Source organism: Tautonia marina (assembly GCF_009177065.1).
GTDB lineage: Bacteria > Planctomycetota > Planctomycetia > Isosphaerales > Isosphaeraceae > Tautonia > Tautonia marina.
The window spans coordinates 325,867-341,320 of sequence record NZ_WEZF01000001.1 but is presented as its reverse complement, the minus strand read 5'-3'; the positions used below and the strand labels follow the sequence as shown (position 1 = coordinate 341,320).

Genomic DNA, 15,454 nt, shown 5'->3' with positions numbered 1-15,454 from the left:
GCACGCCGATGAGCAACACCTCGCCCAGCCCGTCCACGGCCTCCGTTGCCGGATCGACCGAAGGGGCCGAGCCGGTCATCGCGCTGGAAGGCATCGGCATGACCTTCCGGCATCAGCAAGTTTTGCGAGACGTGACGATCCGGGTGCCCAAGGGGCAGACGCTGTGCATCATCGGCGAGAGCGGTTGCGGCAAGACGGTCCTGCTCAAGCTCATGATCGGTCTCATGCGACCGACCGAGGGGACGGTGTTGTTTGAAGGGATGGACCTGAACCGCCTGAGTTCGTACGAATTGAATCAGGTCCGCCTCCGGTTCGGCTTCCTCTTTCAGATGGCCGCCCTGTTCGACAGCCTGACGATCTATGACAACGTGGCCTTCGGCCCCCGAGAGCACGGGCTGTACGACGAACGGATGCTCCGCCGGATCGTCCACGAACGGCTCCGAGAAGTCGGCCTGCCGATCGGGATCGAACCGAAAAAGCCCGCCGAGTTGTCGGGAGGCCAGCGCAAGCGCGTCGGCCTGGCCCGGGCGTTGGCGCTCGATCCGCAGGTGATGCTTTACGACGAGCCGACCACGGGGCTTGATCCGATCATGAGCGACGTGATCAACGAGCTGATCCTGCAAACCCAACGCACGAAGCACACGACCGGCGTGGTGGTGACGCACGACATGAAGACCGTCACCAAGGTGGCCGACCGGGTGATCATGCTCTACCCCCTCGCCCGGTTGAAACCCGACGAGCCCCAGATCCTTTACGATGGCCCCCCCGACGCGATCGAGGATCACCCCGACCCCCGCGTTCGCCAGTTTGTTCGGGGCGAAGCGGGCGAACGCCTGAGCGAGCTGAACAGCGCCCGGGGCTGATCGATCCGCCGCGCGGAGGCCAGGAATTCCGGATCGGCGCCACAAACCCCTCCCCCCGAGCCGCGCACCAGGCATACTTGGACCAACGCAGCACGATCACCACCCCTCGCGAGAGAGCCGACCATGAACGAACGCGTGATGCAATTTCGGATCGGCATGTTCGTCATTGTCGCCGGCATGGTGCTGACCATGCTGATCGTCTGGTTCGAGGCCCCGGCCCTGATTCAGGAACGGCATTTCGTCACCGTTTTCTTTCCCGAAGCCCCGGGCGTCGATCGGGGCATCCCCGTGCGCAAGAGCGGCGTTCGGGTGGGCGAGGTCTTCGCGTTTACCTTCACCGAGCCGAACCAGCCCGAAGGAGTCCTCGTCACCCTTTCGCTCGACCCGAACTACATGATCCGAGAAGGGACTACCCCCCGGCTCGGCCGGGCCCTGATTGGCGACGTAGCGATCGACCTGATCTCCGGCACCGGATCGGAGCCGTTGAAGACCTTCGACTCGCCCGACGAAGCCGTCCGCGAAGATCGATGGATCACCGGCCTGGTCGCCACCGATCCGTTCCTGCTGCTGACCGACGCTTCGAAAATTTTCGAGCGGGCCGATAGCACGATGGTCGCCATCGAGGCCGCCGCCACGAACCTTTCGGAGATCGTCGGCAAGGCCGAATCGCTTGACGAGTTTCTGACGACCTGGGGGAACACCGGCCGCAGTATCGAGATGGTGGCCAACGACCTCGGCCGGGTGCTGGAGGAGAACGAGGCTGAGATCAAGCCGACGGTCGCCACGATTCGGAGCGTTGCCGAGAAGCTCGACTCGGCCTTCGACGACGCCACGAAAGATCAGGTGAAAATGACGCTCAACCGCGTGGCCTCGGCCTCCCAGCGCCTCGACGTGCTGCTGGCCGACCTGCAACCGATCGCCGCCGAACTGAAGGCCGGGCCCGGGGACAGCCCCCGCACGAACCTCGGCCAGGTCCTCTTCCGCGCCAACAAAATTGCCTACGACATCAGCGTGCTGACCGCCTATCTGCACGACGGACAGGGACGATTGAACACGAAGGGAACCCTTCAGCGCCTCGTCTCCGATCCCCAGCTTTACGAGGATGTTCGCCTCGTCCTCCGATCGGCCGACGCCGCCGCCAACGACGCCCGATCGGTCCTGCGCACGTTTGGCTCGTTCGCCGAGAAGATTTCACGAGACCCGGGGCTGATTTCCACCGGCGTCCTGAACGGGAGGTAAGGCAAACTGGGCCTCAAACGCCACCGCCAATCGTTCTCGCGTAGGACCGCTTCCACCCTCAAGAGATGCGTTGTCCCATTGCTTTGGGTGGCCCCGGTTGCTTGCCAACCGGGGCGACGCAACCGCGAGAGGCGACGGGAGGCCACCCCCTGACCGCTCGTCGCTCCGCGACCCCGGTTGACGAGCAACCGGGGCCACCCAGGACTACGCGGTGACGCATCATTTGAGGATGGAAGATCTACTCCAAACAAAGACACTTCCAGGACGTCGCATCGCCCTGAAAGCGTGCGAATAGCAATTGCTTCTAATGCGATGCGAGGATCACTGCTGCTGCAAGGCAACGACCTGCGGCTTCGATCGCTGGCTCGGATCGAGGTCGAATCGATCGAGGTTCATGACCTTGGTCCAGGCGGCGACGAAGTCGTTGACGAACTTCTCCTGACCACCTTCGCTCGCGTACACCTCGGCGATGGCTCGCAGTTGCGAGTTGGAGCCGAAGACGAGGTCGACCGCGGTGGCCGTCCACTTCACGTCGCCGGTCGCGCTGTCACGACCTTCGAAGAAGTGTTCACACATAGGAGAAACCTCCCACTCGGTCCCCATGTCGAGCAGGTTGACGAAGAAGTCGTTCGTCAGGGTGCCGGGACGGTCGGTGAGAATGCCGAGATCGGCCAGCGGGCCGCTGCCGGAATTGGTCGCGAGGGCTCGCATGCCGCCGATGAGGACGGTCATTTCGGGGGCGGTCAGCGTCAAAAGCTGGGCGCGATCGACGAGGAGTTCCTCGGCGGGCCGGTCGATGTCCCTGGCGAAGAAGTTGCGGAAGCCGTCGGACTTCGGCTCAAGGTAGGCGATCGACTCGACCTCGGTCATTTCCTGGGTGGCGTCGGTGCGGCCGGGGACGAAGGGCACCTGAATGTCATGGCCGGCCTTCCTGGCGGCTTCCTCGATGGCGGCGGAGCCACCGAGCACGATCAGGTCGGCAAGGGAAACCTTGGTGTCGTCGGTCTGGGCGTCGTTGAATTCCTTCTGGATGGTTTCCAGGGTCGCCAGGACCTTGGCAAGCTTGGCCGGCTCGTTGACCGCCCAGTCCTTCTGAGGGGCGAGGCGAATGCGGGCGCCGTTGGCGCCGCCGCGCTTGTCGCTGCCGCGGAAGGTGGAGGCAGAAGCCCAGGCGGTCGACGCCAGATCAGAGATCGACAGACCGGAGGCAAGCAGCTTGCTCTTGAGTTCGGCGATGTCCTCGTCGTTGATCAAGGTGTGATCGACGGGCGGGACCGGGTCTTGCCAGATCTGCGGCTCGGCCACTTCAGGCCCGAGCAGGCGAGAGACGGGTCCCATGTCGCGGTGGGTGAGCTTGTACCAGGCCTTGGCGAAGGCGAGCTGGAACTCCTCGGGATTCTCGTGGAATCGCTTCGAGATTTCACCGTAGGCCGGGTCCATCTTCAGGGCCAGGTCGGTGGTGAACATCATCGGGGCGTGCGACTTCGTCGGGTCGTGGGCGTCGGGCACGGTGTCCTTGGCCGATTCTTCCTTCGGAGTCCACTGCCAGGCACCGGCGGGGCTCTTGGTCAGTTCCCAGTCGTAACCGAACAGGTTGTCGAAGTAGCCGTTCGACCACTCGGTCGGGGTGGAGGTCCAGGCCCCTTCGAGGCCGCTAGTGATGGTGTCGGCTCCCTTGCCGGTTCCGTACTTGTTCTTCCAGCCGAGCCCTTGCTCCTGAAGGCTAGCTCCTTCCGGAGCGGGACCGACGTTGTCGGCACTGGCGGCGCCGTGGGCCTTGCCGAAGGTGTGGCCGCCGGCGATCAGGGCGACGGTTTCCTCGTCGTTCATGGCCATGCGGCCGAAGGTTTCGCGGATGTCCCGGGCGGCGGCGATCGGGTCGGGCTTGCCGTTCGGGCCTTCGGGGTTGACGTAGATCAGGCCCATCTGGACGGCGGCCAGCGGGTTTTCCAGCTCACGGTCACCGCTGTATCGCTTGTCGCCGAGCCACTCGCTTTCGGGGCCCCAGTAGATGTCTTCCTGAGGCTCCCAGACGTCTTCGCGGCCACCGGCGAAGCCGAAGGTTTCGAATCCCATCGATTCGAGCGCGACGTTGCCGGTCAGAACCATTAGGTCGGCCCATGAAATCTTGTTGCCGTACTTCTGCTTGATCGGCCAAAGAAGCCGGCGAGCCTTGTCGAGGTTGGCGTTGTCGGGCCAGCTATTCAATGGGGCAAACCGCTGGGTGCCGTAACCGGCCCCGCCTCGGCCGTCGGAGACGCGGTAGGTGCCGGCGCTGTGCCAGGCCATCCGGATGAACAACGGGCCGTAGTGCCCATAGTCGGCCGGCCACCAGTCCTGAGAGGTGGTCATCAATTCACGGAGGTCGTTTTTCACGGCTTCCAGATCGAGCTTCTGGAATTCCTCGGCGTAATTGAAGTCCGCTCCCATCGGATTGCTTTTCTGGGAGTTCTGATGAAGGATCGCCAGGTTCAACTGGTTCGGCCACCAGTCGCCATTCGACATCGCCCCGGCGGCAGTGTTCCGGGCCTGCGGAGGATTGACGTTGCCCATCACCGGGCAGGCGGCAATCCCCTGGGCATCATCGACCTGAGACACCGTGGCGACCGGCGCATTGGGGTTGGCTTCGGCAGGCTGATCGACACTTTTTGTCGGTACGGCGGGGATCTGAACAAAGCCAACGGACGTGACGAGCAACGCCCCGGCTCCACAGAGGTAAAGGGTCCGCAAGGTCATCAGCGATCTCCTTTCGGTCGACGATTCGCACGACCATCGAATCGAGTGCTGCAACGAGGTGTTCGAGGTTGCCCTCATCGGCCCGCATACCTCGACCATTGAAGTATGGCAAGGCGAGGCCCATAATCCCAATGCATTTTCCTTCTCGCTCCGATGCACCAGACGCATGGCCCGCTCAGGTGAATGATGGACCTCGATCAGTTGCGGTATTTCCTCCGGGTTGCGGAACGGCAGAACTTCACGAGAGCCGCGGAAGACCTGTCGATTTCGCAATCGGCGTTGAGCCGGTCGATTCAGAAACTGGAGGAAGAACTCGGCCAGCCGGTCTTCGAACGAAAGACCCGGTCCGTGGGCCTGACCGACGCGGGCACCTTGTTGCAAGCCCGAGCGCAACAGGTGCTCACGATTCTTGAAGACACCAAGGCGGAAATTACGGACGACGGCCAAAGCGGTCGCGTCCGGGTGGGCGCGATCCCGACCATCGCCCCCTACTTCCTTCCGGGGGTCCTCCGGCAGTTCTCTCAGGCGTTTCCGAAGGCCACGCTGATCGTGCAGGAACACACGACGGACGCCTTGCTCAAGAGCTGCACCCAGGGGGAGATTGATCTGGCCATCCTTGCCTTGCCCGTTCCCGCCAGGTATCTCGAATTTGAAGAACTGTTTGAGGAAGAATTGCTGCTGGTCCTTCCCCCCGATCATCCCCTGGTCGAGAAGGAGAAGATTCGCATCAAGGATGTGGAAGCGTTTCCGTTTGTCTTGCTCGACGAGGCCCACTGCCTGTCCGACACAATCGTGTCGTTCTGTCGTCAGCGATCCTTCCAGCCCGTCGCCGTCGAACGCACCAGCCAACTGGCGATGGTGCAAGAGCTGGTCTCGCTGTCGCATGGCGTCTCGCTCATTCCGGCCATGGCGCGCGAGTGTGACCAGAGTGATCGGCGCGTTTATCGGTCGTTCTCGGGGCAAAAGCCGACGCGCACCGTCGCGGTCGTCTGGAACCCCTACCGCTTTCAAAGCCGCCTGATCCACGCCTTCCGCGACCACTTGCGGCGGTCGAAGGGGGGAGGGTCGCACTGCTGACGCGAGGCCGCTTGCGCGACCGCGATCATTTGAGGGTGCGGAGGTGCCTGGGGTCGTCGCGACCCCAGGCGGCGGAGATTACCTCGGTCGGCCGATCGTGAAGATCCGGATCGGCCCAGCCGAACGGGCCGGACGTCGAGAGGGCTTTTCGTCGTTGCGCGATGCGCCAAACGGCGACACCGACGGCGGGCTGGGGACCGGCAAGGCTGCCGGAGGGACGACCTCGACCGGCGGCTCGTCGCCGAACGGTTCGATCGGCCGGGGCAAGAGTTCGGGCTGCGCGTTCGGATCGGGAAGGACGGGGAGGTCGGATCGGTCCGGGACCGACTCGCCGAGCGGCGGCAGGCTGGGCACCCGTCGCCCATCGAGCGGCGCGACCCGATCATACGGCACCTCGCCGTAGACCCGAGGAGCCCGCAACGGTGGGAGCAGCTCCGGCTCGATCTCGTACTCGACCGGCAGCGGAGTGCCGACGACCGAGGTCGGCCCGCAGACCGAACAGTCGGCCCCACAGCCTCGCTCGATCCGATCCAGCGCCTTTCGGGAGCGTTTTCTGGTCCAGAAGTCCGGGTCGCTGATGGCCGACTGCTCCAGCGCCACCTGGGCGGTCGGGTCACAGGGGTGGAGCTTCGCCAGGGTTTCGGCAACCGCCTTGCGCACCTTCTTCTCGCAGTCGATCAGCAAGACGTCGGCCAGCACCGGAACCACTTCCGGGTGGCATTGCCAGTCGTAGCTTCGGAGCGCCCGAGCTGCCTTGACGCGCTCGGAGACGCTGACGTGATGCTGCAAGACTTCCAGCAGGTTGTGAACCCTGATCACCTCCGATTCGCAACGCAGGCAGCAGTCAGTCCCGCCGAACTCGTGTCGGTCTTTCTTGAGGCAGTCGAACAATCCCAGCCCTCCGAGGGCCACCTGGACCGTCAAGGCTGCCACACACGTCAAGGATGTCATCATCACGATGCTTGCTCCTCGGTCGAGGTCGTTCCGTTCGTCCCGATCGGGAGTCGATCGTTCGCTCCGACCGACAATTCCACTCTACCCCGCAACCCCCGAGAATTCAAAAAATCACCCCAATCCCCCCAATCATTCCATTCTTCCATCGCTGTGAGAACGCTCTGGGATCTTGAAGAGTGGCCCGATCGCGTCGATCGAGGGGGAGGAATCTGCCCTGTCTGAGAAATTTGGGAAAAGACAATGTCCCGGGAATGCTCTACGATCGTAACAGAGTAGCGCGAACCACCCGCGAATCCTGGGCCGATGCGGACGGCAGGGGTGACGTTCCATCGCCTCGGACGTGATCGGTTCGGGCCGACGGACGATTCGAGCCCGGTAATCGTGCCTCGGTGCCTGTGGTTCTCGCCGACGAAGCGAGGACGGCATGAGTCCAGTCGATTCGGTGGTGTTTGGCCCCAGGTGGCACCCGACGCCCAGCCCCAAGCATTGACAACGCCACGAGATGAAGGAGATCGAGGTGGGACGATCGCGGACAACGCAGCGGGTCAATCTCAGGGCGGTGATCGGCACGACCGTGATCGTGCTGGTGCTCGTCATTGGCGGGGTCTTTGCCGCCGGCATCTTCCGGGAGCGGGTCCGAACCGAGTTGATCCGCCAGACGGAGACGCTGGTAGAGAAGGACCAGCCTCGGATGGCCATGCGCCACCTTGAACGCTTCCTGGAGAAACACCCCAACGACGTCGAGATGCTCGATCGCTTTACCCGGCTGCTGTCGGAGGCCGTGCTGGAGCAAGGGGACACCAGCCGCTCCCGCGCGGCCATTCGCCAGAACGAGCGCCTGCTTCGGCTCGATCCGGATGGGAACCTGGAAGGCTCCGACCGCCAGCAAAACCGCAAGTGGCTGGCCGAACTCTACATTCGCGGCTCCGGCGGTCCAGCCGCCACCGCCGAGGAGAGCGTCGCCAACGACTTCTCCTCGAACGCCGAAACCGTGATTGAAGACCTGATTCGACGCGGGGCCGACGACGCCGAAACCTACCGACTGCTCGGCCTGGCCCGGGAAGGTCTCGGGGGCACGAACCGGCCGATCGAACCGGCGATCGAAGCCTATCGCAACGCCCTCGAACGGGACCCGACCGACGCGATCAGCGCCGAACGGCTGGCCCTCCTTTACCGAGACAGGCTCAACAATCCGGAGAAGGCCGAGGAGGTGCTGGACGATCTTGTTCGCGAGGCGCCGGACTCCGTCGACACGTGGCTGGTCCGATACAACGTCTTTCTCGGGTCCGATCAGCCCGAACTTGCCTCGGCGGCCCTGACCCGCGCCGCCGATCTGATTCCCGAGGCTGACGACGATTCCACGAACTTTCGGCGGGTGATGCTTGCCGCCTCCGGCGACGCCCTGGCCCGCAACGAGCTGGACCAGGCCGGCTCGTTCCTCGATCGGCTCTCCGAATTGCACCAGGCTCTCCCTCAGGTCGCGTTGATTCGCGCCAGCATCGACCAGCGCCGGGGACGCACCGATCAGGCCATCGAACGGCTCCGCGACGCGGTCCTGAAAACGCAGGACGAGGACCTGATCTGGCAACTGGCCAACGTGCTGATCGGCTCCGGCGACCTGACCGGGGCCGGCGTATTCGTTCAGCGCTTCGGCGAGGTCGTGAGCGAATCGCGGGTGTCAAGCTACGAGATGCTCCGCGGCAAGTGGCAGCATGCCGCCGGGCAGCACGACCAGGCGATCGCCTCGTTCAACCGGGCCGAGCCAGGGCTGATGGCGTCGCAGAAGCCCAGCCTCTTGCTGCTGCGGGCCGACAGCAAGCTGAAGCTCGGCCAGCGGGCCGCCGCCCTCGACGACCTGCGCGCCGCCGTCGAGCTGGCCCCCGAGAATCCCGAGGTGCGGCTTGCCCTCGTTCAGGCCCTGGTTCCCGAGGGGGCCGACCGCGCTCTGGCCGAGCTGCGCGATGCCATTGCCGAGAGTCCCGAGTCGATCGACCTGCGCGTTGCCTTGCTCCGCTCGCTGCTTGCCCAGCAAGCCGCCCTGCCGGCAAGCCGACGCTCCTGGTCCCGCTTCGAAACTGCCCTGAACGACGCCCGGACGATCGAGGCCCTCAAGGATGATCCTGCCCTCGCCCTGCTTGAGATTCAGCGCCTTCAGATCGACGGCCAGACCGACGAGGCCCTCGCCCGCCTTGAATCGGCCGTTGCGGAGCATCCGAAGGAGGTCGTTTTCTGGACGACTTGGAGCGATCTGCTCGTTCGGCAGAACCGATTCGAGGAGGCGCTGGCGGTCCTCGAACGTGCCTCAAGCCCCGAAGCGGTGGGGACTCTCCCGGCCTTGACACTCACCCAGGCCCGACTCCTGTCGCAACTTGGCCGAGGGCGCGACGCCATCGACTTGCTGAGCGAGGCCGCCAGCACCCTGCCGACCAACCAGCGGCCCGAGATCCTCCAGGCCCTCGGCCGCATGCACATCGCCCGAGGCCAGTTCGACGAGGCCCGAGCCGCCTTTGCCGCCTGGCAAACGCTTCAGCCCGGCTCGGCCATCCCGCTCCTGGCTCAGCTCGAACTGGCGATTGACACCGGCGACATTCCCGGCGCCGAGGCCGCCCTGCAAGCGCTTCGAGGCCCCCAGGAACAGCCGGGCCTGCCCTACCGACTCGGCCTGGCGGAGTTCCTGCTCCGCGTTCCCGGAGCTGACAAGCTCGGCCGGACCCGCAAGGCGCTCGACACCCTCGCCCCGATCCTCGGTGACGGCACGGACAAAAACCCCGGCCTCGCTCCCGAGCTGGCCACGGCCCTGCACCTCCGCGGCCTGGCCTACCGGCAGCTTGGCGAGCTGGACACGAACCCGAATCCGGTCGAGGCCTCCTTCGACCTGGCTCTGGCCGACCTGCGATCGGCCTGGGAAAAGGGGGAAGGCCGAGCCCTCGCCCCGATGATCGACCTGCTGGTCCGGCTCGACCGGCTCGACGAAATTGACCGCCTACCTCGACTCTCCTCCACGACCGGCTTTGACGCTCAGATCGACCGCCTGGCCGCCGAGGCTTGCCTGCGGAACGGTCGGCTCGACCTCGCCGCCGAGTACGTCGAGCGCGCCGGTCAGAGCCCGTCGGCCAGCACCCCTCAGTTCGCCGCCTGGCGGATGGCTATGTACGACCGCCTCGGCCGCACCGCTCAGGTCGAGCAGATGCTCCGCGCCCAGGCCAACGACCGCCGCGACGCCCCCTCCTGGATCGCCTTGATCCGCTACCTGGCCGCTCGCGGTCAGCCCGAGGCGGCCCAGGAGGCGATCGCCTCCATGAAACGCCTGGTCATCAGCGACTTTCCCGAACTGCTCGAAGCCCAGGCTCAGGAAGCCATCGGCAAGCTCGACGCCGCCGATGCCTCCTATCAGGCCGCGCTGGAGGCCCGCCCCGACGATCCCCTGGCCCTCTTGCTGGCCGCTCGCTTCGATCGCTCGGTCGGTCGATCCGAAGAGGCCCTGGAACGGGTTGAGCACCTGTTGAGCCTCGAACCCGACTCGCGGCCCGCGGCCCGCTTCAAGGCCCTGATCCTGGCCGATCAAAGTACCGACGCCGATTCCTGGCAGGCCGCGTGGGACGCCCTCGGTCCCGAGCCTTCGGCCTCGGACCCACAGGCCCCGCAAGATCGGATGGCCCGCGCCATCGTGCTGGCGAGGCATCCTGAAGCCTCCCGGCGCGAGGAAGCCGTCGGCCGGCTCGAAGCCCTGATCGCCGACCAGCCGGCCGGCGACCCGATGACCGCCGCCGCCCGCGAGACCCTCGCCCGGCTCTTGCTTCAGATGGACCGCCCCGATCGCGCCGCCGAGGTGGCCGCCGTCACGGCCATCAGCGGCACCAACCCCACCGCCGTGGCCCTGTACACCCGAGCCTTGATCGACGCCGGTCAGCTCGACGAGGCCGGCCGACAACTCGACCGCCTGCGGAATCTCTCGGCCGCACCGGACGAGCTGACCGACCTGGACCTCCGGCTCGTCGAAGCGCGAGCCGAGGCCGGGTCGGTCGCCGAGGAACTGGAACGAGCCTACTTCGAGGCCGTCGAGACCGACAACGCGATCGAATCGGCCGCCGCCACCTTCCGCCGTCTCGTGCAACTGGGAGACTCGACCCTGGAACCGACCGAACGGGTCGGCCGGGACCTGGCCGAGCGGTTCCCGACCCTTGCCTGGATGCCCTCGCAGTGGTTTGCCGCCCGAGACATCTTTCCCGAGGCCCTCGCACTGGCCGAACCGGCCATCCAGTCCGACGACGCGGTCGCCGCCTTGCAGGCCGTTCGAGGGGTCTTGACCGTCGTCGATCGCTCGAAGGCCGAGCCGGAGCTGATGGCCCGCGCCTCGGACCTGATCGAACAGGCCGCCGCGCGCCACGACCTGCCCGCCATCAAGGCGGTGCTGGCCATGCTCCGCCACTTCCAGGGCCGCATCGACCCGACCCGGTTTGACGACGAGATCCGCATCTACCGCGAACTGCTCCAGAGCGAGCCGGACAACGTCGTTTACCTGAACAACCTCGCCTGGGCGCTTAGCGAATATGCCGAGCAGCCCGGCGAAGCCCTTGAGCTGATCGACCGCGCTCTTGCGGCCCTCGACGTTCGGGCCCCCGAACTGCTCGACACCCGAGCCGTCATCCTCCTCCGGCTCGATCGGCTCGACGAGGCCCGAACGACCCTCGACGAGGTGGTCCGTGAGCGGCCCAACAGCGGCCTCTACCGCTTCCACCTCGCCCGCGTTCTCGACCAGGCCGGCGACCCCGACGCGGCCCGCGAATCGTTCGCCAAGGCCCTGGAACTCGGCCTCACCGTCGACGACCTCGACCCCTTCGAACGCGATGCGTTCACCACACTCTCGGACCTCTGAGAACCACGCCTCGTGTTCGGTTGCGGCTCGGCCCTCTGTCAAACGATCCCGGAGAGAGCCGAGCTGAAGGACTCGCACAACTCACAAGAACTTCCATAAACTTGTTCTTGCGATCAAGTTTTCCACACATTCATCTCGTGAAGTATCTTCCCGGCTCCCTCTCCCCGACTCGGGGGAGAGGGAGCAAGACGACTGACCGGAAATTCAACTGATGAATTTTCGATTTTATTGACGCATTCTTTTCAATGCGGCGGCCGAGCCGGAGCGATCCCGACCGACCAACCGACCGATTTCCGCGCCCACCTCGTAGCCTTCCCTCCCTCGTTCCGGGTATCGTGCAGACCTGCGCATTGTCCCAACCCTGATGACGGAACCGAGGAACCCGCCCATGATCCTCTCCCCCCTGATTGCGGCTCTGGCACTCTCGCTCCCCGCAGTTTCCCCTGACGATGCTCCTGAAATCCCGGTCGGTGTCGCCCGGGTTGACGTGACTCCCGAAGGCCCGGTTCGCCTGACCGGCTACGGCAACCGCTCGACCGAATCCGAAGGGGTCGATCAACGCCTCTGGGCCAAGGCGCTGGCCATCGGCGGCGACGACGGCGACGGCCCGGCCGTCCTGATCACGGTCGATAATCTCGGCATCCCCGACCGCATGACCACGGAGGTCGCGCGGCGCCTGGCTGATCGCTCGGGGCTCGCCCGTGATCGCCTGGCCATCTCCGCCTCGCACACGCACACCGCTCCGGCCCTGACCAACGTCGCGCCGTTTCTCTTTCCCGAATTCCCGAACCGGACCGAGCAGGCCCATATCGACCAGTACACCGAGACGCTGACCGACCACCTGACCAACGTCGCCCTCGAAGCCCTGGCCGATCGCCGGCCGGGCAAACTCGCCTGGGGAGTCGGATCGGCCGACTTCGCCGCCAATCGCCGCGTGCTGCGCGATGGCCAATGGGTCGGCTTCGGCGTGAACCCCGACGGCCCGACCGACCATTCGCTGCCCGTCATCCGCGTGACCGACCTCGACGGCTCGACCCGCGCCGTCCTCGCCTCGTACGCCTGCCACTGCACCACCCTGACCGGCGAGTTCAACCAGATTTGCGGCGACTGGGCCGGCGACGCTCAGGAAGCCATCGAGCGCGACCTTCCCGGCGCGATCGCTCTGATCGCCATCGGCTGCGGAGCCGACGCCAACCCCGAACCCCGAGGCGAACGGGCTCAGGCCCGAGCACACGGCGAAGCGATTGCCCAGGCCGTTTCCAAGGTCCTGAACGCGCAGATGACTCCTCTCGGTGGAGTCTCACATGCTCAACTGAGTCGTGTGAATCTGCCCTTCGCCCCCCTGCCCTCGCGCGAGGACTGGCAAGCCCGCGCTGGTCAGACCAACCAGCAAGGGCTCCACGCCCGGACCATGCTCGCGCGGCTCGACAAGGGCGAATCGCTTCCCGAGGCTCTCGAAGGCTATCCGGTGCAGGTCTGGGCCTTCGGCGACGAGCTGGCGATGGTCTTCCTCGCCGGTGAGGTCGTGGTGGATTATGCCCTGCATCTCCGCCGCGTGGCCGACCCCGAGCGCCTCTGGATCAACGCGTACAGCAATGATGCCCCGTGCTACATCGCTTCCGACCGCCTTCTCGACGAAGGGGGCTACGAGGTTGACGGCTCGATGATTTTCTACGGCCAGCCGACCCGCTTCGCCCCAGGTGTCGAGGGGATCATCATCGACGCCGTGCGCGACCTCCTTCCCCCGGCCTTCCTGGCAACGGAGAACTAACGCGGCGAAGACGTTCCCCAGGCTCAATGTCTTGGCCCCTCGGCAGGTCGGTTCTCGCCCCTGCCGAGGGGTATTTTGTTATGGGTAAAGCGGTTGCCGTTCCGGCCCCGGACGCAGCCAGACACGGCAGATCGGCTCGCCCAGGCGTTCCCAACCGTCAGGCAACGGCTCATCGCCGACACGAACGTCGATGCGGCCCTGATCGTCCCGCACCGCAACCAGCGGGACCGTTCCGGGGGGTGGGTCGGTCGCGTCGGCAGGCAAGGCATGAAAGCATAACGTTTCTTCGGCTTCTCCATCGACTTCCAAGGTGATCCCGTTCTCGCCGTCCACCTCGACAACGGGGACCGTCCCGTCCCCCGGACGGTCGAGGGCGAAGAAGGCCACCCTACCCTCACCTGGCCGCTCGCCGAGAGATCCAATCGGCCGGAATCGCTCCCTGCCCTCGGCGTCTCGAACCCGATACCAGGCGACGGGAAGATTCAACCGAGGGTCGTCCAGATCGAGTCGATACATGATCTGGTTGTAGTCATATCGCGGCGTGGTTACCCCCGCTCCGGAAAACAGTTCCGTATACGTTCCTTCGAAGAAGAGAACCCGTCCCCCATCCTCGTCGAAGGCTCGATGATGCAAGGGGTTGTAAAAACTGTACTGGTCGTGCGTCACAATGCGTCGGGCGTACGCCCAGGGGCCGATCGGTGAGTCGGCCTCGGCATACCAGACCTCTCCCAGCACCGATCGCCCAAAGAGCTGGGTGGTGATCATCACCCAACGACCTCGATGAGCATTCGGGGAGACGGTCCCCGCATGGGCAAAGACGGGATCTCCCGTCTCGATGTCTCGAAGGTTGAGCAACCCCTCACCTTCGGCCATCCTTCCCGCCTCGATCAACTCCGCCTGCTCCTTCGGTCCCAGCACGGCCGCGCCGGCCCGCCAGCGATACACGGGCCGCCCCTGCTCATCGCGTTCCACGCGAGGCGGGTTGCGTTCTTCCAGGCAGGTGAACGCTTCATAACGTGAAGCGTCGGTCATGGCTTCGGGGCGGGCCTCGACCCGCACCAGGGGATAGGGGGTCGCAAAGTGGAGGAAGGTGGTGCCGGTTTGATCGTCGATCGGAACGGCGTGGCCATTGGGAGCCAGCCCCTCGGGGTCGGAGAACACGGCGACCCGTTCAAACTGTTCGGTCTCGTCGTCGAACCGGCAGATCCCGCGCTCATAGGTCGTTAGCGGAGGTTTGATCTTGGCATAACCGGCGTAGAGCCGTTCCCGGCCGTCCTCATCGGGCAGCACGGCGAAACCGGAAAGCCAGGTCGGCCCGTCGCCCGGCATCCGCGCCATGGGCCTCGAAAAGCCGTTTTCATCGACAAAATACTTCAGGTTAATCCCAACATTCGGATCAATTCCCCCGCCTCCCGGCAGGTCGGTGGTCGCACCCGACATATGAAAATTCCCAAGGGGGTAGCCGGGTCGACTCGTATCGCCCCAGAACCACCAGAGCCGCCCCCGGTAGGGAATGGTAAACACGCTGTCCTGTCCGAAGACCAGCCCGTTGACCAGCGGTTCCTCAATCGGTGGCTTCCGGCCGATCCGGATGCTCTCGCCGTAGATGCCGCCCCCGGTCACCCGGTAGAGCCGCTCGGCGATGTTCACCCTCGGCAATTCGACCCGAGCCACCGCCCCCGGCTCGACCTGCAATCGCACCCCTCGATAGCCGAAGCCGTCACTCGGATATTCATACCCGTGACTCGACACAAAAAAATACGTCTCGATTCCGATCAGTTCCGGTGCATCGATCACCGCGATCCCGGCGCTATCAGTCAAGAACCGCATCTGATGGACCGTCTTCAACTCAACCAGCGGCACCCCCCTGCCCGTCTCGGCATCCACGACCTCGACCGCAAACGGCCGCTCATCGACGGCGGGCGAGGGTGAACCCAT

8 protein-coding genes are annotated in these 15,454 nt (G+C 65.1%); 5 read left to right on the top strand and 3 right to left on the bottom strand.

What is annotated here, in order from left to right; genetic code table 11:
* Window positions 1-8: 8 nt before the first annotated feature.
* Window positions 9-863: an ABC transporter ATP-binding protein gene (locus GA615_RS01295; protein ID WP_152049444.1), complete on the top strand. Its 855-nt coding sequence runs from the start codon at window positions 9-11 to the stop codon at window positions 861-863.
* A 123-nt stretch (window positions 864-986) separates the two neighbouring features.
* Complete coding sequence (locus tag GA615_RS01290) at window positions 987-2,102, top strand: MlaD family protein (RefSeq protein ID WP_152049443.1); 1,116 nt, start codon at window positions 987-989, stop codon at window positions 2,100-2,102.
* A 321-nt stretch (window positions 2,103-2,423) separates the two neighbouring features.
* On the opposite strand, the gene katG is transcribed toward GA615_RS01290, so the two are convergent.
* Complete coding sequence (gene katG / locus GA615_RS01285; protein ID WP_390622209.1) at window positions 2,424-5,006, bottom strand: catalase/peroxidase HPI; 2,583 nt, start codon at window positions 5,004-5,006, stop codon at window positions 2,424-2,426.
* Window positions 5,007-5,024: 18 nt separating this feature from the next.
* On the opposite strand from katG, the gene GA615_RS01280 reads away from it, so the two are divergent.
* Window positions 5,025-5,915: a LysR family transcriptional regulator gene (locus GA615_RS01280; RefSeq protein ID WP_152049695.1), complete on the top strand. Its 891-nt coding sequence runs from the start codon at window positions 5,025-5,027 to the stop codon at window positions 5,913-5,915.
* Between the two features lie 78 nt (window positions 5,916-5,993).
* On the opposite strand, the gene GA615_RS01275 is transcribed toward GA615_RS01280, so the two are convergent.
* Window positions 5,994-6,869 (bottom strand): HEAT repeat domain-containing protein, encoded by an 876-nt coding sequence (locus GA615_RS01275; protein ID WP_152049442.1) that lies wholly within the window; start codon window positions 6,867-6,869, stop codon window positions 5,994-5,996.
* A 517-nt stretch (window positions 6,870-7,386) separates the two neighbouring features.
* Between GA615_RS01275 and GA615_RS01270 the strand changes: the two genes are divergently transcribed.
* On the top strand, window positions 7,387-11,745 hold the full coding sequence (locus GA615_RS01270) for a tetratricopeptide repeat protein (RefSeq protein ID WP_161602099.1): 4,359 nt from the start codon (window positions 7,387-7,389) through the stop codon (window positions 11,743-11,745).
* Between the two features lie 388 nt (window positions 11,746-12,133).
* Window positions 12,134-13,516 (top strand): neutral/alkaline non-lysosomal ceramidase N-terminal domain-containing protein, encoded by a 1,383-nt coding sequence (locus GA615_RS01265; protein WP_161602098.1) that lies wholly within the window; start codon window positions 12,134-12,136, stop codon window positions 13,514-13,516.
* Window positions 13,517-13,594: 78 nt separating this feature from the next.
* Here GA615_RS01265 and GA615_RS01260 read toward each other — a convergent pair whose 3' ends face one another.
* Window positions 13,595-15,454 carry a hypothetical protein gene (locus GA615_RS01260; RefSeq protein ID WP_152049439.1) on the bottom strand — a complete coding sequence of 620 codons (1,860 nt, stop codon included), beginning with the start codon at window positions 15,452-15,454 and terminating at the stop codon, window positions 13,595-13,597.

Bases quoted from the DNA above. Each gene is read 5' to 3' on its own strand.
- GA615_RS01295 (WP_152049444.1), top strand. From the start codon at position 9: ATGAGCAACACCTCGCCCAGCCCGTCCACGGCCTCCGTTGCCGGATCG.
- GA615_RS01290 (WP_152049443.1), top strand. From the start codon at position 987: ATGAACGAACGCGTGATGCAATTTCGGATCGGCATGTTCGTCATTGTC.
- katG (WP_390622209.1), bottom strand. From the start codon at position 5,006: ATGCGTCTGGTGCATCGGAGCGAGAAGGAAAATGCATTGGGATTATGG.
- GA615_RS01280 (WP_152049695.1), top strand. From the start codon at position 5,025: ATGGACCTCGATCAGTTGCGGTATTTCCTCCGGGTTGCGGAACGGCAG.
- GA615_RS01275 (WP_152049442.1), bottom strand. From the start codon at position 6,869: ATGATGACATCCTTGACGTGTGTGGCAGCCTTGACGGTCCAGGTGGCC.
- GA615_RS01265 (WP_161602098.1), top strand. From the start codon at position 12,134: ATGATCCTCTCCCCCCTGATTGCGGCTCTGGCACTCTCGCTCCCCGCA.
- GA615_RS01260 (WP_152049439.1), bottom strand. From the start codon at position 15,454: ATGGGTTCACCCTCGCCCGCCGTCGATGAGCGGCCGTTTGCGGTCGAG.